Below are 20,101 nucleotides of genomic sequence, written 5' to 3'. Positions count from 1 at the left end.
AGCCAAGGTTACGCCACACACCAGCACCGCGATGGTGCAGAATGCGGTTGATCACAGATTCTTCATCGTCGTGAGGGGTTTATCCGCTATGCTCTGGTGAAAACGGTCCACGTTTCCTGAAGGAGAACCTATGAACACGCAACGGAACGGATTAAGCAGCCAGCAAGCGCTGGACGAATTAGAGCGTCTTTATGATGCGGCGGTTGACGCCCTGCGCAACGCCATTCGCGATTTCACGGCAACCGGACAAGTGCCGGATGAAGCCGCACGCCAACAAGGCCTGTTTGTTTATCCGCAGCTGCGTATCACCTGGCTGGGCGAAGGCCCGCAGAAAAATCGCACCCGCGCCTGGGGACGCTTCACCCATACGGGCAGCTACAGCACCACCATCACGCGCCCGGCGCTGCTGCGTCACTACCTTAACGAGCAGTTGCAAATGCTGGAGAAGGAGTACGACGTGCAGATTGAAGTGGGGCCATCACAGCAGGAAATTCCTTATCCGTATGTGATCGACGGTTTGTCGCTCGATCGCTCCATGAGCGCCAGCATCGCGCGCCATTTCCCCACCACCGAATTGTCGCAGATTGGCGATGAAACGGCAGACGGCCTGTTCCACGCCAATGCCATTTTCCCGCTGTCGCACTTCGATGCGCTGCGCACCGATTTCTCGCTGGCACGTCTGCGTCACTACACCGGCACCAGCGTTGAGCATTTCCAGCCGTTCGTGCTGTTTACCAACTACACACGCTACGTAGATGAATTCGTACGCTGGGCCATTGAGCAAGTGCAGGATCCCAGCACGCCGTATGACAGCCTGGCCTGTGCCGGTGAGGTGGTGATCACCGCCGAGACACCAGACCCAACGGCGATGATGTCCGATCTGGCGTGGAAAAAACACCAAATGCCCGCCTGGCATCTGACGTCACCGAATCGTCGCGGCATTACGCTGGTGAACATCGGCGTGGGTCCATCCAATGCTAAAACCATCTGCGATCATCTTGCAGTGATTCGCCCTCACGCCTGGCTGATGATTGGCCACTGCGGCGGCCTGCGTGAAAGCCAGACCATTGGCGATTATGTCCTCGCACACGCCTACCTGCGTGACGATCACGTACTCGACAGTGTATTGCCGCCGGATATCCCGATCCCAAGCATCGCCGAAGTGCAGCGCGCGCTGTATGACGCCACCAAAGCGGTGAGCGGCATGCCGGGCGAAGAGGTTAAGCAGCGCCTGCGTACGGGTACGGTCGTCACCACCGATGACCGCAACTGGGAGCTGCGCTACTCCGCTTCTGCGCTGCGCTTCAACCTGAGTCGCGCCGTGGCGGTCGATATGGAGAGCGCTACCATCGCCGCGCAGGGTTACCGCTTCCGCGTACCTTATGGCACCTTGCTGTGCGTATCAGATAAACCACTGCACGGCGAGATCAAACTGCCTGGCCAGGCAAACCGCTTCTATGAAGGGGCGATTTCTGAGCACCTGCAGATCGGCATCTGCGCGGTGGAACTGCTGCGTGCCGAGGGCGATAAGCTGCACTCAAGGAAGCTCAGAACCTTCAACGAGCCACCGTTTAGATAATCATGATGAGTTCCGGCCCTTGTGGGGCCGGAACAGTGCAGTAAAGCGCGTCATGACATTTTCAAAACAATATTCTGAACAAACCACGCCAACACCAGAAGGCAAGTCGGTAACATGATTTTCCAGGTTAAGCTGTTATTTAATTGAGAAATTTTATCGTTCAACTGAGTGAATTTTTCATCAACCTTGTCGAACTTTTTATCAATCTTGTCGAACTTTTTATCAATCCTTTCAAACTTTATATCAATGCGTTTTTCAAGTTCTCCCAGTTCTCCCATGATTTCGAAGCGCATTACGCCCTGCTCGGTTCGCACCGTTTCAATATCCGCTTTAGTAGCAAAATGTTCAGAACGCGCGGTTAGCACAGCCACATCCATCTGAATCTGTTGGGTAGTTTTTTCCAGCTGTTCAACCCGTTTGGTTAATTGTTCCATTTGGTGATCTCCTTTGTTACCAAGGTCAAAAATTAGCGGTCGGAACACACGAGTTGTATTGCTAATGGGGTAATCCATCACCGAATCCTTTTCCATCGCTTTCTTTCAATCCGTCCACCAACCCAGCCAGTGAAACAGATTTGCGCAGCGTTAACATTCCACGATCCCGCCATTCGCAGCACTATTTTACAGGGCAGGATTAAACAACACGCACAGCCTAGGCCGACCCGAGAGGGAAGAGAAGAGAGCATCAAAGGGGATTGCGAGGTGTCACGCAGAAAATAAGCAGAGGATTGCAACAGCAGACACGGAAGCCCGAGCGGGCTTCCGTTAAATAACCATTATGCGCTCAGCCAACCCAGTTTGATGACAAACAGAATTGACAGAATAATCAGCGCCGGATTCACCTCTTTGGTGCGTCCACTCAGCAGTTTCACCACGGTCCAGGTGATGAAGCCAAAGGCAATACCGTTGGCGATGGAATAAGTCAGCGGCATGGTTAGCGCCGTCACGGTCACTGGCGCCGCAGTGGTGATGTCTTTCCAGTCAATATCCGCTAAACCCGAGGCCATCAATACCGCCACAAACAGCAGCGCAGGTGCCGTTGCATACACCGGTACGCTGCCCGCCAGCGGCGAGAAGAACAGGCTGAGCAGGAAGAGGATAGCTACCACAATCGCCGTCAAACCGGTGCGACCACCGGCACTAACGCCTGCAGCAGATTCCACATAGCTGGTGGTGGTTGAGGTGCCGAGCAGCGAACCGAACAGTGCAGCGGCGCTATCGGCAATCAGCGCACGGCCCATTTTCGGCACGTTGCCCTGCTCATCCGCTAATCCTGCACGTTTGGTCACGCCCAGCAAAGTGCCGGTGTTATCGAACACATCCACAAACAGGAAAGCGAAAATCACGCTCACCAGGCCCACATTAAACGCACCAGCAATATCCAGCTGCATCAAGGTCGGCGCAATGGAGGGTGGCGCGGAGAACACACCGCCAAACGGCGTCAGGCCAATACCCATAGAAATGAAGGTGACCACCAGAATGCCGATCAGTACCGCGCCGGTTACGCGACGCGCTTCCAGCACCACAATGATAAAGAAGCCAAGCAGCGCTAACAGCGGGCCAGGTTTGGTCAAATCGCCCAGGCCAACCAGCGTTGCCGGATTGTCCACCACGATACCCGCGCCTTCCAGGGCAATAATCGCCAGGAACAGGCCGATGCCAGCACCAATGCCTGCACGCAGCGGCAGCGGAATGCTGTTAATAATCCACTCACGAATTTTGAAAAGCGACATGGCAAAGAAAATCACCGCTGACAAGAACACCGCGCCCAGTGCGACTTGCCACGTGTATCCCATGTGCAGAACCACGGTATAAGTGAAGAAGGCGTTAAGGCCCATGCCCGGTGCAAGGGCAATCGGGTAGTTAGCGATCAGGCCCATCAGCACACAGCCAATCGCCGCCGCCAGACAGGTTGCGACGAAGACCGCGCCTTTATCCATGCCGGTTGCGCCGAGGATGCTCGGGTTAACAAACAGAATGTAGGCCATCGCCAGAAAGGTCGTGATACCCGCAATGATTTCCGTGCGGACCGTTGTGTTATGCGCTTTTAATTTGAAGAGTTTTTCTAACATCATCATCTCTCATGAGCGGAGTCGGCACCAATGCGCGTTCTCACTTGCCAATGTGGTTTACATGTTTATTTTTGTAGTGAAGGCTAGGCGGCGTTGAGTGAAATCGTCCGCTTACCCTTGTCTCTAATAGCAATAGCTATGCCAGCCTCGTACGCAATCGATTACGTTTCTGATTACCTGTGGGGCTAAGATAATTCTGAACCATAACGAGGCGCGATTATGGTGCATTGCACCGCTGCCGCGCAATCGTTTTCCCTCCCCGCGATGATGACGGCAAAATGGTGCTGCACAGCACGCTTTCGTACTATCACAGGCGATGGCGCTCACGTTTCTGGTGCTGGTTTCAGCAAGCAAAAAACGCCGGGTTACACTGCTTTTAACCCTTTCGTAACAAAAGAGGCGCCCCCATGAAGCCCGCGATTTTGGTGGTCGATGACGATCGTGCGATATGCGAACTGCTGCATGATGTCTTAAATGAACATGTTTTTACTGTTTACAGTTGCCATCAGGGTAAAGATGCGCTCACGCTGCTGGCACTGCATCCGGAAATATCGCTGGTGATGCTGGATATGATGCTGCCCGATACCAATGGTTTGCTGGTGCTGCAACAGATGCAGCGGCAGCGTCCCGATGTACTGGTGATCATGTTAACCGGCATGGGCTCGGAAGCAGATATGGTGGTAGGCCTGGAGATGGGGGCGGACGATTACATCGCCAAGCCGTTTAATCCGCGCGTGGTCGTGGCGCGTGCGCGGGCCGCATTACGTCGCTGCGGGCGGCTGGCGCAGCCGGAAATTCTGCAGGATGAGGGCTGGCAATTTAACGGCTGGCGTCTGGATGATGCGCGCTGCCAGCTCTTTAATCCGCAACGTGAAAGTGTGCCGCTTACCCAGGGCGAGTACACGCTATTGCGCGCGCTGGTGGCACATGCGCGTAAAGTGTTAACCCGCGATCAACTGCTGGAGCTAACGCACAGCGAAAGCCTCGACGTTTTCGATCGCACCATTGATGTGCTGATCATGCGGCTGCGGCGTAAAATCGAAACCAATCCGCATCAGCCCAGCCTTATCCGCACCATCCGCGGACTCGGCTACGTTTTTTCCGCCGACGTCATGCGACCAGCCTCTTCGGCGCGCGAAACGCAGATCGCCTGATCCATCCAGCGCTGCATCTCGGCCAGTGGCCGGGTGCCGTCCAGCGCATTTGCGGCATGCAGATTAAAACTGGCACAGGTATGCGCCAGCTTCAGCGTTTCCGTTAGCGACCAGCCTTCATGGCTGGCATACAACACGCCAGCGCAGAACGCATCGCCCGCCCCCACGCTGCCCACAATCTCTTCTGGCGTTAAGCACCACGCTGGCTGCCAGCGCCCTTCCCCATTGGTTTGCTGTCCCCACGCGCCTTCCGGTGCATGGATCACCACACGCTGACGCACGCCCTGCTGCATCAGCCATGCCGCAGCGGCAGCGAAAGCTTCCGGCGCAGCAAGACCTTGCGCTGTCCGTAATTGCACGCCGGTCAGCGATTGCGCTTCCAGCTCATTGATCACCAGATAATCGAGCCAACGCAGCGCGGGCAGCACCAGCGGACGATATTCCCCCGCGCGCGAGACCAGATCGAGTGAGGTGAGGTAGCCGCGCTGCTGCATTTGCGCCAATAAACGTGCGCTGCGCGTGCCATAGTCGTCGTCGGGCACATCGAGACTATCCAGCAACAGCAAATATCCCAGATGGAAGATGCGGTGTGGCGTCACAACGGCGGCAAAATGTGCCAGGTCGAGCTGTGCATTCGCGCCGCGCGCGTGAAAGAAAGTGCGCTGGCCATCCGGCGCGGTCATCACCTGGGTCATCGCGGTACTGCTAAGGCGCGTTTGCTGCACAAACTGACGATCGATGTGATGTTCGTCCAGCCGTTGCACTATATACTCGCCATCGCTGTCTTCACCGACCATACCCACGGCCGCCAGCGGCAAATTCACCTGCATGCGCGCCAGCGTAAACAGCACATTGAGCGCCGCCCCACCGCTGCATTTTTCGCTGTGATGAATTTCCGTCAGCCAGCCCTGCTCCGGCCAGTGGCTGATACGCTGTACGTGGTCCACCAGCATGCTGCCCGCCCCGATGATGCCATTACGCGCCATCTTTCAGGCCCTCCCGGCGCTGCCGAACACCTGCATCTGCTGCGCCACCACGTTGGCGATATCACGTTCCACCGCCATCAACAGCTCGGCAAAGGCGTCATAGCGTGCATCACGCTGGCTAATCTGCGTTTCAATCGCGCCCAGCGCTGCCTGCGACATGCCGGTGTAGAAGTTAATTTTGTTGATGCCAAGGCTGATGGCACGACGGAAGTCAGCATCGCTGATCCCTGAACCACCGTGCAGCACCAGCGGAATGCCCGCCGAGGTACGAATCGCCGCCAGCCGGTCGAAATCGAGCTTCGGTTCACCTTTGTATTTGCCGTGTGCGTTGCCAATCGCCACCGCCAGGCAATCAATACCGGTTGAGCGGACAAAGTCAGCGGCCTGCGCCGGATCGGTGAATTTATCGCTGTCAGCTTCGCCAAACAGCGCACCGCCTTCATCGCCGCCCACCGCACCGAGCTCCGCTTCCACCGACACGCCGAGCGCGTGGCACATCTTCACCACTTCGCGCGTCTGGCGCACGTTTTCGTCGTAGCTGAGCGTCGATCCATCAAACATCACCGAGGTAAAGCCGAGACGAATCGCCTGCATCACCGCCTCAAAATGCAGGCCGTGATCGAGATGCAGCACCACCGGAATGTCGTGCAGCGCCGCTTCGGTGCGCACCGCCGCCACCAGATGTTCAAGGCTGACATATTTAAAATGCACCTCGGCGATGCTGATGATAAACGGTGAGCGCTGCTGCTCTGCCGCCTGAAAGAGCGCCCGCAGGAAATGCGTGTCGAGGACGTTGAACGCGCCGAGCGCGTAACTGTTTTGCTGCGCATGAGTTAACCCCTGCGCCAGGGAAATCAGTGCCATGATGGGCTCCTTTATGCCAGCCAGCGGTGATATTCGTTACACAACAGCCAGCGCGGTTCTTCATCTTCATCAAGCGGATTAAAGCGCGCCAGCGGCGTGAGAAAAACATTGTCATGTTCGTCGTCGTTGGGCATTGAGACTTCACCCACCAGCACGTCGCCGTAACCTTCTTCGCCCCAGAAGCTGTGCCAGATGCCAGGCAGCAAGGTGACGCTTTCGCCGGGCGATAAGCGTAACTGCGAACCGGCGGCATGGGTTTGGCGGATGCCATCCAGCGTGACATTCACCGCCGTATCGGCCAGCTGATTGCCCGCCCGGTTATGCAGCGTGACGATCAGATTGCCGCCGCCACGATTGATGATGTCTTCCATCTTTTGCGGGTGGTAATGCATGGGCGTGATCTGCCCTTCGCGCACATGCATGATCTTCTCGGCATAGGGCTTGCCCCACGGCCGGCCGCCGCGCGAGCCGTTGCGCAGGGTGAACAGGGTTAAACCGGTTTGCGTAAAATCGTCGGCACCGAAGCTGGTGACATCCCAGCCGAGGTGCAGCGCCAGCAGTTCATCGGCGGCCTGTTTATCCAGCGCGCGCCACTGCGCGAGGCCGAAATCGGCCCACGGCGGCAGATGCACATCCTGACGTATAAAAAATTCGCGGGTACGTTGTAAAATTGCATTCACTTCAGAGCGTTGCATGAAAGCTCCTCGCGTTTCGGGGTTCAGGTCGCCATGAATGGCGACCCTACATCTCTCGGGATTATTTCACCGTCCAGCCCTTGTAGCTGCTTACGCTATTACGATCGATCATCGTCACAGGGATCAACACCGGCTTATCCGGCGCTGGTTTACCCTGCAGAATGTCGTAACCGATCTCGACCGCTTTCGCTGCCATCACCTGCGGGTCTTGCGCCGGCGTCGCGACGAACAGTGAGCCTTTGCGTTTCAGCGCTTCTTCACCGTCTGGCGATCCATCGACGCCAACAATAAAGAACTCGTTACGCTGCGCCTGTTTCGCGGCTAAATCAGCCCCAATCGCCGTGGGATCGTTAATGGCGAATACCGCATCAATCTTCGGATTAGCAGATAGCAGGCCGGTCATCACTTCCAGGCCACCTTCACGGCTGCCTTTAGCGTTCTGGTTATAAGAGAGCAGTTTGATATCAGGATGAGTCTTCAGCTCGTTCATGCAGCCTTCGACACGGTTCTGCACCGCAGAGACCGGCGGCCCGTTGATGATCACCACGTTGCCTTTGGCTTTCAGGCGATCGGAGATGTATTTACACGCCATCGCCCCGGCGGCGGTGTTATCGGAGGTAATGGTTGCGTTGGCGCCGTCAGCCGCCACGTCGACCGCCACCACCACAATGCCGGCGTCACGCGCACGTTTCACCGCCGGCGCAATGCCTTTGGAATCGGCGGCGTTAAGGATGATCATGTCCACTTTGGCGGCGATAAAGTTATCAATCTGGCCCACCTGCTGGCCAAGATCGTAGCCGCTGGACACCAGCGTCACATTGACCTTGTCGCCCGCCAGCTCCCGCGCCTTGAGCTCTGCGCCTTTGGTGATCTGCACGAAGAACGGGTTGGCAAGATCGCCCACCGTCACGCCGATAGATTTCAGTTCTTTTGCCTGAGCCACGCCAGCACTGAACAGCGTCGCCGCCAGCAGCCCGGTTACAATCGGATTAAAACGCATAGTCGATGTTCTCCTGCTTTTTTTGGTTTTTTACCCTCACCCTAGCCCTCTCCCGCCAGCGGGAGAGGGAATGATTAGGTGGAGCGGACTTTGAAATTTCAGCTTGCTCGGGCGGCCCCCTCTCCCGCCTGCGGGAGAGGGCTGGGGTGAGGGCCAGCACGCACAATCTCAACCCACGTGATGCCGTGTCCGATACTTATCGATCAGCACCGCGATAATGATCACCGCGCCCTTAATCACTAACTGCCAGAAATAGGAGACGCCCATCAGCGTCATACCGTTATTCAACGTGGCAATGATGAGCGCACCAATCAGCGTACCGGTGATGGTGCCGATACCGCCGACAAAACTGGTGCCGCCAAGGATCACCGCTGCAATCGCATCCAGCTCATAACCGACGCCGAGGTTGCCGTTGGCGCTATACAAGCGCGAGGCGCTCATCAGCCCACCGAGTCCGGACAGCAAGCCGCTCATGGCGTAGACAAACAGCAGCACCACGCTAACTTTGATACCGGTGAGGCGCGCCGCCTGCACGTTGCCGCCCACCGCGTAGATGTGTACGCCCAACGTGGTGCGACGCAGAATGAACCAGCACAGCGCAATCACCGCAAAGGCGATAACGATCAGCCACGGCACCGGCCCGAGATAGCCGTTGCCTATCCACTCAAAATTGATGTCGGAGTTAATCACCGTGGTGCCGTTGGCCAGCAGATAGGCCGCGCCGCGCATCGCGGTATAGGTACCCAGCGTAACAATAAAGGGCGGTAGCCCTGCCCACGCCACCAGAACGCCGTTGAACAACCCCATAATCAGCCCGGCCCCCAGTGCCGCCGGGATCGTGAGCGACGCAAATGCCGGATCGAGCGATACCACCATCGCCACCACTGCCGTGGTGCCGAGCATCGATCCCACTGACAAATCAATGCCGCCGGTGAGGATCACAAAAGTCATGCCCGCCGCCAGCACGATATTGATCGAAGCCTGACGTGTGATGTTGAGCAGATTGCCCTCGGTGAAGAAGTTCGGCGTGACAAAGCCAAACACCGCCACGATCAGGATGAGAATCGGCAGGATGCCGACGGTTTGCAGCAGGTCGCTCATTAACGCGCGCTTGAGCGTCGGGCTTTTTACGCGTGCGGTTTCACTGGTCATTGCGGTCTCCTCAGGCCTGAACCGGCTGTGCGCCGGTGGCCAGTGTCATAATGTTTTCCTGGCTAATCTCTGCCCCACTCAGCTCACCGGCGATAGAACCTTCGCGCATCACATACACCCGATCGCTCATGCCCACCACTTCCGGCAGCTCGCTGGAGATCATTAAAATCGCCACGCCCTGCTGCGCCATCTGCTGCATCATGCGGTAGATTTCGCTCTTAGCGCCGACATCCACGCCGCGCGTCGGCTCGTCAAGAATCAGGATGCGGGGCGCAATCGCCACCCAGCGTGAAATCAGCAGCTTCTGTTGATTGCCGCCGGATAAACCACCGGCCCGCACCTGAGCGTGCGGCACGCGAATGTTGAGCGAATCGATCGCTTCGCTGGCGATCTTCTGCCCTTTGCGCCGATTCAGCAGGCCGTAGCTGGCATCACGCTCCAGCGTCGCCATCACAATGTTGTCCTGCGCCGCCAGCTCGAGAAACAGGCCCTGCTCTTTACGGTTCTCGGTGAGAAAACCGATGCCGCGCGCAATCGCATCGCGCGGGGAGTGAATCTGCACCTTTTCGCCATCGATCCAGATCTCGCCGCTGCTGGGTTTACGCACACCAAAAATCAGCTGCGCCAGCTCGCTGCGCCCGGCACCGACCAATCCCGCCAGGCCGACGATCTCGCCGGCGCGCACCACCAGGCTGCTGGGATGCACTTTGTGTTTGTCGCTCAGGTGATTGACGGCCAGGCGGATGTCGCCAGGCGGAATCGTGCGGTCTTTGTTGAACAGGTCGCTGAGCGGACGGCCCACCATCATGCGCACCAGCTCGCTGGCGTTGAGCTGTTCGCGCGTCAGGCTGCCCACATATTCGCCGTCGCGCAGGACGCTCACCCGGTCTGAAAGCTCATACACTTCCGCCATGCGGTGGCTGATATAGATGATGGCCATGCCTTCGCTGCGCAGACGTTTAATCAGCGCAAACAGCTGTTCGGTTTCGCGATTGGAGAGCGCCGCGGTAGGTTCATCCATCACCAGGATGCGGCTGTTACGGTGCAGCGCGCGGGCGATCTCCACCTGCTGCTGCTCGGCAATGCTGAGACGGCTCACCAGATCGGTGGCGTTGAACTGTGCGCCCAACCGATCGATCACCCGCTGCGCCTCCTCCGCCATCTGGCGACGCTTCACTAGCCCGCCGCGCGTGATTTCACTGCCGAGAAAGATGTTCTCCGCCACCGTGAGATTGGGTGCCAGGTTGATCTCCTGATAAATCAGCGTAATGCCCGCCGCCAGCGCCTCTTTAGGGCCTTTAATCGCATAAGGCTGGCCGTCGATAAGAATTTCCCCACTGCTGGCGGTATAAGCACCGGCCAGAATTTTCATCAAAGTACTTTTGCCTGCGCCATTTTCACCCATCAGCGCATGCACTTCACCGGGCCAGACCGTGAGATCCACGCCCTTGAGCGCATAGAAACTGCCAAAGCGCCGGGTGATACCACGCATCGAGAGTATCGGTGTGCCGTCCATTGAGAGGCTCCTGCTGGCAAAGGTTGCAGCGAGTAAAGCCTGCCCAGATAAATGGAAAATGTCAGCGACCGTTCATATTTGTCATATTTCGCCCCGCTCGCGCTTCTATACTCGCCGGGAGTTGAGCGGTTAGAGGTGGCGAAAATGAGTCACGGTCTGCACTGGCACGCTGGCGCGCGTAGTCGCCTGCTGCTGTTTAACCTGCTGGTGATGTCGGTCACGCTGGCAGTCGGCCTGGTGGCGATTTTTGGATTTCGCCACGCCGGTCACATTCAGGAACAGGCACAGGCACAAACCCTGGCCGATATGAATGGCAGCCTGGCGCTGGCGCGCGATACCGCCAATGTGGCGATTGCCTCAGTGCGCCTGTCGCAGGTGGTCGGCGCGCTGGAGTATCAGAGCGAGTCGGCTCGATTGCAGCAAACCCAACGGGCGTTGCAGCAGTCGCTGACGCTGCTAGCCCACGCGCCGCTGGCCGCTCAGCAACCGCAGCTGCTCACGCGGATTCGTGAACGCAGCCAGATGCTGGAACTGAGCATTAATCAACTGCTGCGAGAAGGTCATCAACGCCACTTGCAGCGCAACGTGATGCTAAGCGGCCTGTGGCAAGCGCAGCTGCTGCTTAATCGTATTGATCTCCTGACTCACGCCAATTCCCCTTCTGACGCGCTGCGTCAGCAAACCCACAGCCTGTTAAGCGTGGCGATTCAATCCACGGCGCCACAAGCGGCGGTGCAGCAGCTGCAAACGGTGCTGCGCCAGTGGCACGCGTTAGCACTGAGCGGCGTGTTAAATACCCAGGCACAACGGCTGATCGCGACCAGCAGCAGTTTGCTACCCGTGGCGCAGCAGCTTGAGCAGAGTGATATCGCTATCGCCTACGCCACCTACCGCATTAAAGCGCTGGTGGCGATGCTCAATGAAGACATCACCCATTACGTGCAGCTGGTGGCGCAGCAGAGCGATGCGCGCAGCGCAGTGACTCACGAGGAGCTGGATTCCATCATCGGCTTTATTGGCCTGTTTATGCTGCTGGCGCTGCTGATCACTGGTTACGCGGGTTACTACATTTACCGCAATCTCGGCTCCAGCCTGACGGCGATCGCCCACGCCATGACGCGGCTGGCACAGGGTGAAAAGAGCGTCAACGTACCCGGTCTGGCGCGGCGCGATGAGCTTGGCGATCTGGCGCGCGCCTTTAACGTGTTTGCGCGTAATACCGCCTCGCTGGCGCACACCTCACGCCTGCTGAAAGAGAAAAGCAACCAGCTGGAATCCACCTTTCTGGCGATGCGCGACGGCTTTGCGCTGTTTGACAACAGCGGCCAGCTGGTGGTGTGGAATGCGCAATATGCCGAGCTGCTGGGTATCGCGCCGCGCGAACTGCATCGCGGCCTGCACTATCAGCAGCTGCTAACCCGCGTCAATATCCAGCTCAACGGGCTAGCGGATGCCCAGGAAGTGCGGCTGGATGATGGCCGCACGCTGGAGCTGCGTTTCAGCCCGGTGCCGCGTCGTGGCATGGTGAACACCGTGCTGGAGCGCACCACGCGCAAAGCGCTGGAAGAGGCGCTGCTGCACAGCCAGAAGATGAAAGCGGTTGGACAGCTAACCGGCGGACTGGCGCATGATTTCAATAATCTGCTGGCGGTGATCATTGGCAGCCTGGCGCTCACCGTCGATCAGCTGCCGCCCGGCACACTCGCCAACCGCATCGATCGTGCCCGTCAGGCGGCCGACCGTGCCGCACAATTAACGCAGCGCCTGCTGGCCTTCTCGCGCAAACAGGCGCTCTACCCGCGTGCGGTATCGGTGGTGGAGCTGGTAGACAATCTGCACTCGCTGTTGCAGCACGCGCTGTTACCGGGACAGCAGCTGGTGGTGGATGCACAGCGTCCCGGCTGGCCGGCGTGGATCGATGCCGGCCAGCTGGAAAATGCGTTGATGAATCTGGTGGTGAATGCGCGCGATGCCATGGAGCAACAAAGCGGAGAAATCCGTCTGCGCATCTGGAACCAGCGCAAGCAGGAAGCGGACGGCAAACGCGATCGCGTCACGATTGAGGTTATCGATCACGGTTGTGGCATGTCGACGGAGGTGCGTGAACAGGTGTTTGAGCCATTCTTTACCACCAAAGCGATCGGCAGCGGCAGCGGTTTGGGGTTATCGATGGTGTATGGCTTTGTGCGTCAGTCCGGCGGGCAGATAGAACTGGAAACCGCGCCGGGGCAAGGCACCACCATGCGCCTGCTGCTGCCACGCGCGCCGGATACCGCGCAGCCGGTGGCGCTGCCGTCGGCCTTTACCCCGGAGATCAGCAGCGATCGGCTGGTATTGGTACTGGATGATGAACCCACGGTGCGGCAAACGCTGTGTGAACATCTGCATCAGCTCGGTTACCTGACGCTGGAGTGCGGTGACGGCGAAAGCGCGCTGGCACTGCTGCGCCAGACGCCAGATGTTGAGCTGCTGATCAGTGATTTGATGCTGCCGGGCGGGCTTAACGGTGCGGACGTGATTCGCCAGGCGCAGGCGCAGTGGCCGCATCTGGCGACAATCTTAATCAGCGGTCAGGATCTGCGTCAGACGCAGGTCACGCTGCCGCTGTGTGAGCGGCTGGCGAAACCCTGGCAGCAGGCGCAGCTGGTGCAGGTGCTGGAGCGCGCCTGGCAACGCAGTGCACGGCTTAATCGCGCGCGGCAGGCTGCCACAGCGGCACCCCTTTCCCGGTGATATAGCGTTTGCGCAGCTTGCTGGACACCACGTCCATGATCATCACCACCGCCACCAGTATAATGGTCAGGAACATCACGACATCCCAGTTCCATAGACGCATGTTCTCGGCATAAACCAGCCCCACACCGCCGGCGCCGACGAAACCAAGCACCGCCGCCGACCGCGTGTTGGACTCAATCTGATACAGGCTGAGCGCGAGAAAGGTCGGGAACGACTGGGTGAAGATGCCGTAGCGATGTTTTTGCAGGCTGTTAGCGCCCACCGCGCTAAGGCCGCGGCTCGGTGAACGCTCCACCGCTTCGTGCCCTTCGGCATACAGTTTGCCGAGCAGGCCAACATCCTGAACCACAATCGCCAACACGCCCGCCAGCGGCCCCATGCCCACGGCGCGCACGAAGATCAGCCCCCAGATCGCCATGTCGATGCCCCGCAATACATCAAGCACGCGACGCACCACCAGTGAAATCGGCCGCGTCACGGGATCGTGCATCACGTTACGCGCCGCGAGGAACGAAACCGGCAGCGCAATCAGTGAGGCTGTTAGCGTACCGGAAAACACAATCGCCAGCGTAACCCCCACCTGGGTGAAGTAGTAGCCAAACGGCCAGTTGAGGAAATCCTGCCAGACAAACATGCGCAGGAAATAGCGGCTAAGCTGCTGGCAGCCGATGAGAAAGCGGCTCCATTCAATGCCAAAAAATGCAAAAAAGAACAGGTAGTAAAGCACGATAGCCAGCGCCACCAGCGCCACGCGACGCAAATAGCGCTGCTGAGCGGCAAACAGGGCGGCGTGCTGCTGTTTGAGTTTGGCGACATCCGGTGCCAGCGTAATCATTGCATCTCTCCTTCCACCACGCGGCGACGCAGCCAGCCAGACAAGGTATCCAGCAGCGAAACCACCACAATAATCAGCAGCAGCGTGATGCTGACCTGATCGTAACGATCGAGTTTTATATTGGTCATCAGCTCCTGGCCGATCCCGCCCGCGCCAACCAGGCCAAGAATGGTCGAGGAGCGGAAGTTAACTTCCAGACGCATAAAGCTGTAGGAGAGGAACGTCGGTTTAACCTGCGGCCAGAAGGCGAAGCGCATGCGCTGCAGTTTGCTGGCCCCGCAGGCAGCGAGGCCGCGCACCGGTTTATCCGAGGCGCTCTCAATCGCTTCGTAGAACAGTTTGGTCAAACTGCCGACGGTGTGCAGCGCCAGCGCGAGGAAGCCGGGAATGGCGCCAATGCCGAATGCCATAACAAACATCACCGCCCACGCCAGCTCCGGCATGGTGCGCAGGAAGGCGACAAAGGCGCGGATCGCGATGCGCAGGCTGCGCGGCGTTTGCGTATTATCGGCGGCGAAAAACGCCAGCACGGCGGCAATGCCTACCGCCACGATGGTGGACGACAGCGCCAGCTGTAAGGTTTCCCAGATCAGCGGCAGCTGGAAGTGCAGACGGTAGCCCCAATAGGCCAGCGAACCTTCGGTTTTGCCATCGGCAAACAGCAACGGCAGGTGCAGCACCGGCAGGGTTGCGCCGATGTAATCAAAGAAGTGTGGCAACGATTGCCAGACGGTGAGCAGATTGAATTCCGCCATCTTGCCCGCGGCCAGATAGAGCGCCAGCAACAGCAGCGACCACAGCAGCGAGTCGCGCTTTTGCTGACGGCGGATGCGTTGGTAGTAGTGTTCGAAATCGGTCAAGAGGGGATTCCTGTGTAACCCGGTCGCCATGAATGGCGACCCTACAATGTAGGGTGCGCATTAATGCGCACCGTTTTATCGCTTACCCGCGCGAACCCTTCATCAAATCACGCTTCATATCGATAATGTTCTGATAATCCGCCACGGTTGCCGGGCCGATGTGCTGGGTTCCGCCCACCGCTTTAACAAAGCAGCCGTGATCGTCTTTATCCAGTTTCTTGATGGTGGCCACCACCTTCGCTTTGAAATCAGCGGGCAGGTTGTTGCTCACCAGAATGGGGCCGTTCGGGATCAGCGGTGACTGCCAGATAATGCGGATCTGCTTCATCAGGTCCGGGTGATCCATACGAATCAGGCGACCAAACGCGCCGGAGGTATAGCCGCTTTCACGGTCGCCAATCAGCGATGTCCAGGTTACCGCGCCATCAAACTGGCCGTTGAGCACGCCGAGAATGTCCTGCTCGTGGCCGCCGGAGAAGGTGACGCTGGAGAAGGTGTTGTTGTACTTATCATCAACCGTGCCGCCAAACTCTTTCTTGAATGCCTGATTCGGCATCAGGAAGCCTGAGGTGGAATCGGGATCGGCCATGCCGAACGATTTGCCCTTCAGGTCTTCCAGTTTTTTGTACGGGCTGTCGGCTTTGACGATCACCACCGAGTGATAACCCTGTGAACCGTCTTTGTCATCCACCACAATGCCGACTATATCTACCGCTTTCGGGTTCTGCAGGTAAACCGAGGCGTAAGAAGCAGGCGACATGCTCAGCACCAGATCAATCTTGTTGCCCAGCAGGCCCTGAATCACGCCGGAGTAATCTGAGGAGTTGCGCAGTTTGGTATCGACCTGCAGCTCCTTGTCGAAGAAATCTTTCACACACTGGTTATCGCCAATCTGCTGTGTGGCGTTCTGGCCGCCGAGAATACCGAGGTTCAGTTCTTTTGGTGCATCCGCTGCGTTAACGCCAAAAGCCATCGCCATAGTCAGTAAAGCTAAAGAGGTCAGTTTCATTGGTGGTTGTTCTCTTGCCGTGGAAGTTAGTGGAGCTGGTTAATTTCGTCGCCGTACAGCTCATGCATCAGGCCGTCGGTCAACTGGGAAGGATGTCCATCAAACAGCACTTTGCCGCGCTGAATGCCGATAACACGCGTGCAGTAGCTTTGCACCAGTTCGATTGAGTGCAGGTTGACCATCACGCTGATGCCCTGCTCGCTCACCTGGCGCAGCACGTCCATGATGCGTTTGGTATTTTTCGGATCGAGTGACGCTACCGGCTCATCCGCCAGCAGGATGCGCGGGTTCTGCATCAGCGCCCGGCAAATCGCCACGCGTTGCATCTGGCCGCCGGAGAGGTTTTCTGCACGCTGTAGCGCCTGCGGCAGCATGTTCATCCACTGCAGCAGTTCAATGGCGCGAGCGCGGTCGGTTTCGGAAAAGACTTTGAAGAACGATTTCAGCGTTGAGGTCTGGCTTAAACGGCCGAGCAGCACATTGGTGATCACATCAAGGCGCGGCACCAGACAGAAATCCTGGAAAATCATGCCGCATTCGCTGCGCCATTCACGCATCTGGCGGCTGTTCAGCGTCACCACATCGCGATCCACTTCGCCCTGACGATTGCTGAGAATCGCGCCCTGTGAGGCGCTGATGGTGCCGTTCAACATATGCAGCAGCGTCGATTTGCCTGCGCCTGAGCGACCAATCACGGCCACCAGCTCGCCCGCATGCAGATCGAAGCTGACGTTATCCAGCACCTTGTTAGCGCCGTACGCTTTACACAATCCTTGCACCGACAGCACCTTGTTGCCCTGCCCGGTGATGGGCGGGAACGGATTGTCGACGACGGTTTTCAGTAATGCCTGTGCCATGATGCACTCCATCTCTTCTGAGTGGTTGATTGCCCGCTATTACGGGCAAATCGCATGAAAGCTTGATGACAGTAAAGTGATTAAACGGTGACAGCGTGGTACGGACGCGAAAAATGCACATTGGCCCGTCGTAGGGTCGCCATTTATGGCGACCTGCCGCGTCGGTGTGTATTAGGTCGCCATAAATGGCGCCCCTACAAAATCACGTGCCCGGTGTCGTAGGGTCGCCATTTATGGCGACCTGGTGCGGCGGTGTGTATTACGGTCAATCAGCCAACAATTGCCGCAAATGCTCAAGCGTATCGCGCAATTCACCATCGTTATTCAGCGCATAGCAGTGTGCCGGCAGCGGTTCGGCCGCACGCGCCAGACGTTTTGCGATCTCAACGTCTGACTCCCGCCCGCGCTGCCGCAGCCGCTTCGCCAGCACTTCCGGCGACACCTGCAACACCAGCGGCAGCAGCTGCGTACCATAGTGCTGCTGCACTATCGGCAGATGCAGGCGCGAACCGTTGACCAGCACGTTAAGACCGCGCGCCAGCCACAGATCGATCTCCTCGCCCAGCCCATAATGCAGACCGTGCGCCTGCCAGCTCACGGCAAACAGCCCCAGCGCTTCACGTCGCCGGAACTCCGCCTCGCTCAGCGCCACATGATTCTCGCCGCCGGCATCGGCTGCGCGCGTGATGTAGCGATGGGCGATCAACAGATTATCCGGCGGTGCCTCACGCAGCGCGTTCAGCAGGCTATCTTTGCCCGCGCCCGAAGGTCCGGTCAGCCAGATGAGGCGCGCCATCAGAACACCAACTTGCCTTGCGACCAGACGTGGCGAATGTGTGAATGGCCATGATCGGTATGCGCCAGTACTAAATCGGCGCGCAGCCCTTCGGCGATGCGCCCGCGATCGTGCAGGCCAATCGCCTGCGCCGGATTACACGTCACCAGCGCCGCCGCCTGCGGCAGCGTCAGCGTATTGCGTTCATCGGCGACCAAACGGAACACCGCGTCGAGCAAACTGGCGGGATAGTAGTCGGAGGAGAGAATATCCAGCAGGCCGTGGCTGGCGAGTTCCGCCGCCGCTACATTGCCGGAGTGCGATCCGCCGCGCACGATATTCGGTGCGCCCATCAACACCTGCATGCCACATTCACGCGAGGCGCGCGCTGCTTCCCGCGTGGTGGGAAATTCGGCGATGGCGCTGCCAACATCGTGTGACTCAGCCACATGCGCCGCGGTGGCGTCATCGTGGCTGGCCAGCGGAATGCCGCGCGAACGACACAAACTGGAGATGGCATTGCGGTTCGGCGTCGAGAACTCAGCGGCCAGCGCCAGCTGTTCGCGTTCAAACTGATCCATCTGCGCGTCGTTGAGCTGATATTTGCCCTGATAATAGGTGCGATACATCTCCAGCGAGGCGTACTGACGCTGGCCCGGCGAGTGATCCATCAGCGACACCAGCGACAGCTCCGGCGTGTTCATCAGCGCCTCAAACAGCGGCAGCGTGGTGTTGTGCGGCAGCTCGCAGCGCAGATGCAAATGGTGATCGGCGCGGTTAATCCCTTTGCGATTGCTGTCCTGAATCGCGTCGATCATCTTTGTCAGATTATCCAGACGATGGCCGCCATCGCGCACGTCGCCAACGCCAATCGCATCCAGCACCGTGGTAATGCCGCTGGCGACCATCAGCGCATCGTGGCTGCTCATTGCCGAGTGCGCGGGCCAATCGACTTTCGGTCGCGGCGTGAAGAATTTATCGAGATTGTCCGTGTGCAACTCTACCAGGCCCGGCAGCAGAAAGGCGTTTTCGCCATCCAGCGCGCCCGCCAGCTGGCTACGACTGTCGCTGAAACTGGCAATGCGCCCGTCGCGGATCTCCAGCGATCCGGCCACCACTTCCTGCTCCAGCACCAGCCGGACGTTGTTAATAATCATGCTTCTGCTCCTGTGTTCACTGGCTGCATGACGTGCAGGCGATCGGCGACGCGTGCACGCACCGCTTCGTCATGGAAAATACCGACAATGGCGGCACCGCGGGCGCGCGCCTGTTCAATCAGTTCCACCACCGCGGCGCTGTTGGCGCTATCCAGCGAGGCGGTCGGCTCATCCAGCAGCAGCACCGGATAGTCGGCGATAAAACCGCGCGCGATGTTGACGCGCTGCTGTTCGCCACCGGAAAAAGTGGACGGCGCCAGTGACCACAAACGCTCCGGCACGTTGAGGCGCGTCAGCAGCTCTTTGGCGCGCTTTTCGCAGAAGGCACGCTCGGTGCCGCGCTCCAGCAGCGGCTGCATGACGATCTCCAGCGTCGGCACGCGTGGAATAACGCGCAGAAACTGGCTGACCCAGCCGATGGTATGGCAGCGAATCGCCAGAATCTGGCGCGCGGGGGCATTAGCCATGTCGATCCATTCGCCCTGATGTTGCAGCCAGATATGCCCGCTGTTGGCCTGATAGTTGCCGTATAGCGCGCGCAGCAGCGTGGATTTTCCGCTGCCCGAACGGCCATGTAACACCACGCATTCGCCGCCGCTGACTTCCAGATTGGCATCCTGCAACACCGGCAGCGCGGCGCTGCTCTGGTTGTGCAGCACAAAAGTTTTGCTGAGTTGCTCTACGCGCAATAAAGGTTGCATGTTGATGTCCTGATGTTGGTTGGTCGCCATAAATGGCGACCCTACAAGGCGTTACGGTTACATTTGGATATCGTGAGTTCGCCATAAATGGCGCCCTTACCTCTGGCACGTCGCTGTCTGATGGTCGCCATAAATGGCGACCCAACATATGGCA

18 protein-coding genes are annotated in these 20,101 nt (G+C 58.4%); 3 read left to right on the top strand and 15 right to left on the bottom strand.

Annotated elements, in window-relative coordinates:
* Positions 1-130: 130 nt before the first annotated feature.
* On the top strand, positions 131-1,579 hold the full coding sequence (locus AAGR08_RS06690) for an AMP nucleosidase (protein WP_345829197.1): 1,449 nt from the start codon (positions 131-133) through the stop codon (positions 1,577-1,579).
* A 50-nt stretch (positions 1,580-1,629) separates the two neighbouring features.
* On the opposite strand, the gene AAGR08_RS06685 is transcribed toward AAGR08_RS06690, so the two are convergent.
* Together AAGR08_RS06685 and AAGR08_RS06680 are read right to left on the bottom strand one after the other, a co-directional pair.
* A complete protein-coding gene (locus tag AAGR08_RS06685; RefSeq protein ID WP_345829196.1) occupies positions 1,630-2,091 on the bottom strand; it encodes a hypothetical protein in 462 nt (153 codons plus the stop codon).
* 263 nt (positions 2,092-2,354) lie between these two features.
* Positions 2,355-3,653, bottom strand: a complete 1,299-nt coding sequence (locus AAGR08_RS06680; RefSeq protein WP_345829194.1) for an NCS2 family permease — start codon at positions 3,651-3,653, stop codon at positions 2,355-2,357.
* Positions 3,654-4,057: 404 nt separating this feature from the next.
* Here AAGR08_RS06680 and AAGR08_RS06675 point away from each other — a divergent pair, with 404 nt between their 5' ends.
* The gene (locus tag AAGR08_RS06675; RefSeq protein ID WP_345829192.1) at positions 4,058-4,804 is read left to right on the top strand and encodes a response regulator transcription factor; all 747 of its coding nucleotides are present in this window, start codon (positions 4,058-4,060) and stop codon (positions 4,802-4,804) included.
* Here AAGR08_RS06675 and AAGR08_RS06670 read toward each other — a convergent pair.
* From AAGR08_RS06670 to AAGR08_RS06645, 6 genes are all read right to left on the bottom strand, one after another.
* A complete protein-coding gene (locus AAGR08_RS06670; protein WP_345829191.1) occupies positions 4,741-5,790 on the bottom strand; it encodes a carbohydrate kinase family protein in 1,050 nt (349 codons plus the stop codon). The genes AAGR08_RS06675 and AAGR08_RS06670 overlap by 64 nt on opposite strands.
* A gap of 3 nt (positions 5,791-5,793) precedes the next feature.
* Positions 5,794-6,654 (bottom strand): ketose 1,6-bisphosphate aldolase, encoded by an 861-nt coding sequence (locus tag AAGR08_RS06665; RefSeq protein WP_345829189.1) that lies wholly within the window; start codon positions 6,652-6,654, stop codon positions 5,794-5,796.
* An 11-nt stretch (positions 6,655-6,665) separates the two neighbouring features.
* On the bottom strand, positions 6,666-7,349 hold the full coding sequence (locus tag AAGR08_RS06660) for a D-lyxose/D-mannose family sugar isomerase (protein ID WP_345829187.1): 684 nt from the start codon (positions 7,347-7,349) through the stop codon (positions 6,666-6,668).
* A 61-nt stretch (positions 7,350-7,410) separates the two neighbouring features.
* Positions 7,411-8,349 carry an ABC transporter substrate-binding protein gene (locus AAGR08_RS06655; protein WP_097096864.1) on the bottom strand — a complete coding sequence of 313 codons (939 nt, stop codon included), beginning with the start codon at positions 8,347-8,349 and terminating at the stop codon, positions 7,411-7,413.
* Between the two features lie 168 nt (positions 8,350-8,517).
* Complete coding sequence (locus tag AAGR08_RS06650) at positions 8,518-9,501, bottom strand: ribose ABC transporter permease (RefSeq protein WP_097096863.1); 984 nt, start codon at positions 9,499-9,501, stop codon at positions 8,518-8,520.
* A gap of 10 nt (positions 9,502-9,511) precedes the next feature.
* Positions 9,512-11,017 (bottom strand): sugar ABC transporter ATP-binding protein, encoded by a 1,506-nt coding sequence (locus AAGR08_RS06645; protein WP_097096862.1) that lies wholly within the window; start codon positions 11,015-11,017, stop codon positions 9,512-9,514.
* A gap of 144 nt (positions 11,018-11,161) precedes the next feature.
* Between AAGR08_RS06645 and AAGR08_RS06640 the strand changes: the two genes are divergently transcribed.
* Positions 11,162-13,750, top strand: coding sequence for an ATP-binding protein (locus AAGR08_RS06640; RefSeq protein WP_345829185.1), 2,589 nt, complete (start codon positions 11,162-11,164; stop codon positions 13,748-13,750).
* Here the strand turns inward: AAGR08_RS06640 and phnE (AAGR08_RS06635) are convergent.
* The 7 genes from phnE (AAGR08_RS06635) to phnL form a co-directional block, all read right to left on the bottom strand.
* On the bottom strand, positions 13,704-14,588 hold the full coding sequence (gene phnE / locus AAGR08_RS06635; protein WP_345829183.1) for a phosphonate ABC transporter, permease protein PhnE: 885 nt from the start codon (positions 14,586-14,588) through the stop codon (positions 13,704-13,706). The genes AAGR08_RS06640 and phnE (AAGR08_RS06635) overlap by 47 nt on opposite strands.
* Positions 14,585-15,448, bottom strand: coding sequence for a phosphonate ABC transporter, permease protein PhnE (gene phnE / locus AAGR08_RS06630; RefSeq protein ID WP_097096859.1), 864 nt, complete (start codon positions 15,446-15,448; stop codon positions 14,585-14,587). Before phnE (AAGR08_RS06630) ends, phnE (AAGR08_RS06635) begins: the two co-directional genes overlap by 4 nt.
* Positions 15,449-15,530: 82 nt before the next feature.
* A complete protein-coding gene (gene phnD, locus AAGR08_RS06625; RefSeq protein WP_097096858.1) occupies positions 15,531-16,457 on the bottom strand; it encodes a phosphonate ABC transporter substrate-binding protein in 927 nt (308 codons plus the stop codon).
* 26 nt (positions 16,458-16,483) lie between these two features.
* Positions 16,484-17,314, bottom strand: a complete 831-nt coding sequence (phnC, locus tag AAGR08_RS06620; protein WP_345829181.1) for a phosphonate ABC transporter ATP-binding protein — start codon at positions 17,312-17,314, stop codon at positions 16,484-16,486.
* 265 nt (positions 17,315-17,579) lie between these two features.
* Positions 17,580-18,110, bottom strand: a complete 531-nt coding sequence (gene phnN / locus AAGR08_RS06615; protein ID WP_345829180.1) for a ribose 1,5-bisphosphokinase — start codon at positions 18,108-18,110, stop codon at positions 17,580-17,582.
* Positions 18,110-19,246: an alpha-D-ribose 1-methylphosphonate 5-triphosphate diphosphatase gene (phnM, locus tag AAGR08_RS06610; protein WP_345829179.1), complete on the bottom strand. Its 1,137-nt coding sequence runs from the start codon at positions 19,244-19,246 to the stop codon at positions 18,110-18,112. The genes phnN and phnM overlap by 1 nt, the downstream gene beginning before the upstream one ends.
* A complete protein-coding gene (gene phnL, locus AAGR08_RS06605) occupies positions 19,243-19,947 on the bottom strand; it encodes a phosphonate C-P lyase system protein PhnL (protein WP_097096854.1) in 705 nt (234 codons plus the stop codon). The genes phnM and phnL overlap by 4 nt, the downstream gene beginning before the upstream one ends.
* Positions 19,948-20,101 lie beyond the last annotated feature (154 nt).

Origin of the sequence: Pantoea sp. BRR-3P, from assembly GCF_039621635.1 — a bacterium.
Lineage (GTDB): Bacteria > Pseudomonadota > Gammaproteobacteria > Enterobacterales > Enterobacteriaceae > Pantoea > Pantoea floridensis.
Note: the sequence above shows the minus strand (reverse complement) of the source record. Positions and strands in the feature narration are given on the sequence as shown.

Coding starts and splice junctions, on each gene's coding strand:
- AAGR08_RS06690 (WP_345829197.1), top strand. CDS start 131: ATGAACACGCAACGGAACGGATTAAGCAGCCAGCAAGCGCTGGACGAA.
- AAGR08_RS06685 (WP_345829196.1), bottom strand. CDS start 2,091: ATGGATTACCCCATTAGCAATACAACTCGTGTGTTCCGACCGCTAATT.
- AAGR08_RS06680 (WP_345829194.1), bottom strand. CDS start 3,653: ATGATGTTAGAAAAACTCTTCAAATTAAAAGCGCATAACACAACGGTC.
- AAGR08_RS06675 (WP_345829192.1), top strand. CDS start 4,058: ATGAAGCCCGCGATTTTGGTGGTCGATGACGATCGTGCGATATGCGAA.
- AAGR08_RS06670 (WP_345829191.1), bottom strand. CDS start 5,790: ATGGCGCGTAATGGCATCATCGGGGCGGGCAGCATGCTGGTGGACCAC.
- AAGR08_RS06665 (WP_345829189.1), bottom strand. CDS start 6,654: ATGGCACTGATTTCCCTGGCGCAGGGGTTAACTCATGCGCAGCAAAAC.
- AAGR08_RS06660 (WP_345829187.1), bottom strand. CDS start 7,349: ATGCAACGCTCTGAAGTGAATGCAATTTTACAACGTACCCGCGAATTT.
- AAGR08_RS06655 (WP_097096864.1), bottom strand. CDS start 8,349: ATGCGTTTTAATCCGATTGTAACCGGGCTGCTGGCGGCGACGCTGTTC.
- AAGR08_RS06650 (WP_097096863.1), bottom strand. CDS start 9,501: ATGACCAGTGAAACCGCACGCGTAAAAAGCCCGACGCTCAAGCGCGCG.
- AAGR08_RS06645 (WP_097096862.1), bottom strand. CDS start 11,017: ATGGACGGCACACCGATACTCTCGATGCGTGGTATCACCCGGCGCTTT.
- AAGR08_RS06640 (WP_345829185.1), top strand. CDS start 11,162: ATGAGTCACGGTCTGCACTGGCACGCTGGCGCGCGTAGTCGCCTGCTG.
- phnE (WP_345829183.1), bottom strand. CDS start 14,588: ATGATTACGCTGGCACCGGATGTCGCCAAACTCAAACAGCAGCACGCC.
- phnD (WP_097096858.1), bottom strand. CDS start 16,457: ATGAAACTGACCTCTTTAGCTTTACTGACTATGGCGATGGCTTTTGGC.
- phnC (WP_345829181.1), bottom strand. CDS start 17,314: ATGGCACAGGCATTACTGAAAACCGTCGTCGACAATCCGTTCCCGCCC.
- phnN (WP_345829180.1), bottom strand. CDS start 18,110: ATGGCGCGCCTCATCTGGCTGACCGGACCTTCGGGCGCGGGCAAAGAT.
- phnM (WP_345829179.1), bottom strand. CDS start 19,246: ATGATTATTAACAACGTCCGGCTGGTGCTGGAGCAGGAAGTGGTGGCC.
- phnL (WP_097096854.1), bottom strand. CDS start 19,947: ATGCAACCTTTATTGCGCGTAGAGCAACTCAGCAAAACTTTTGTGCTG.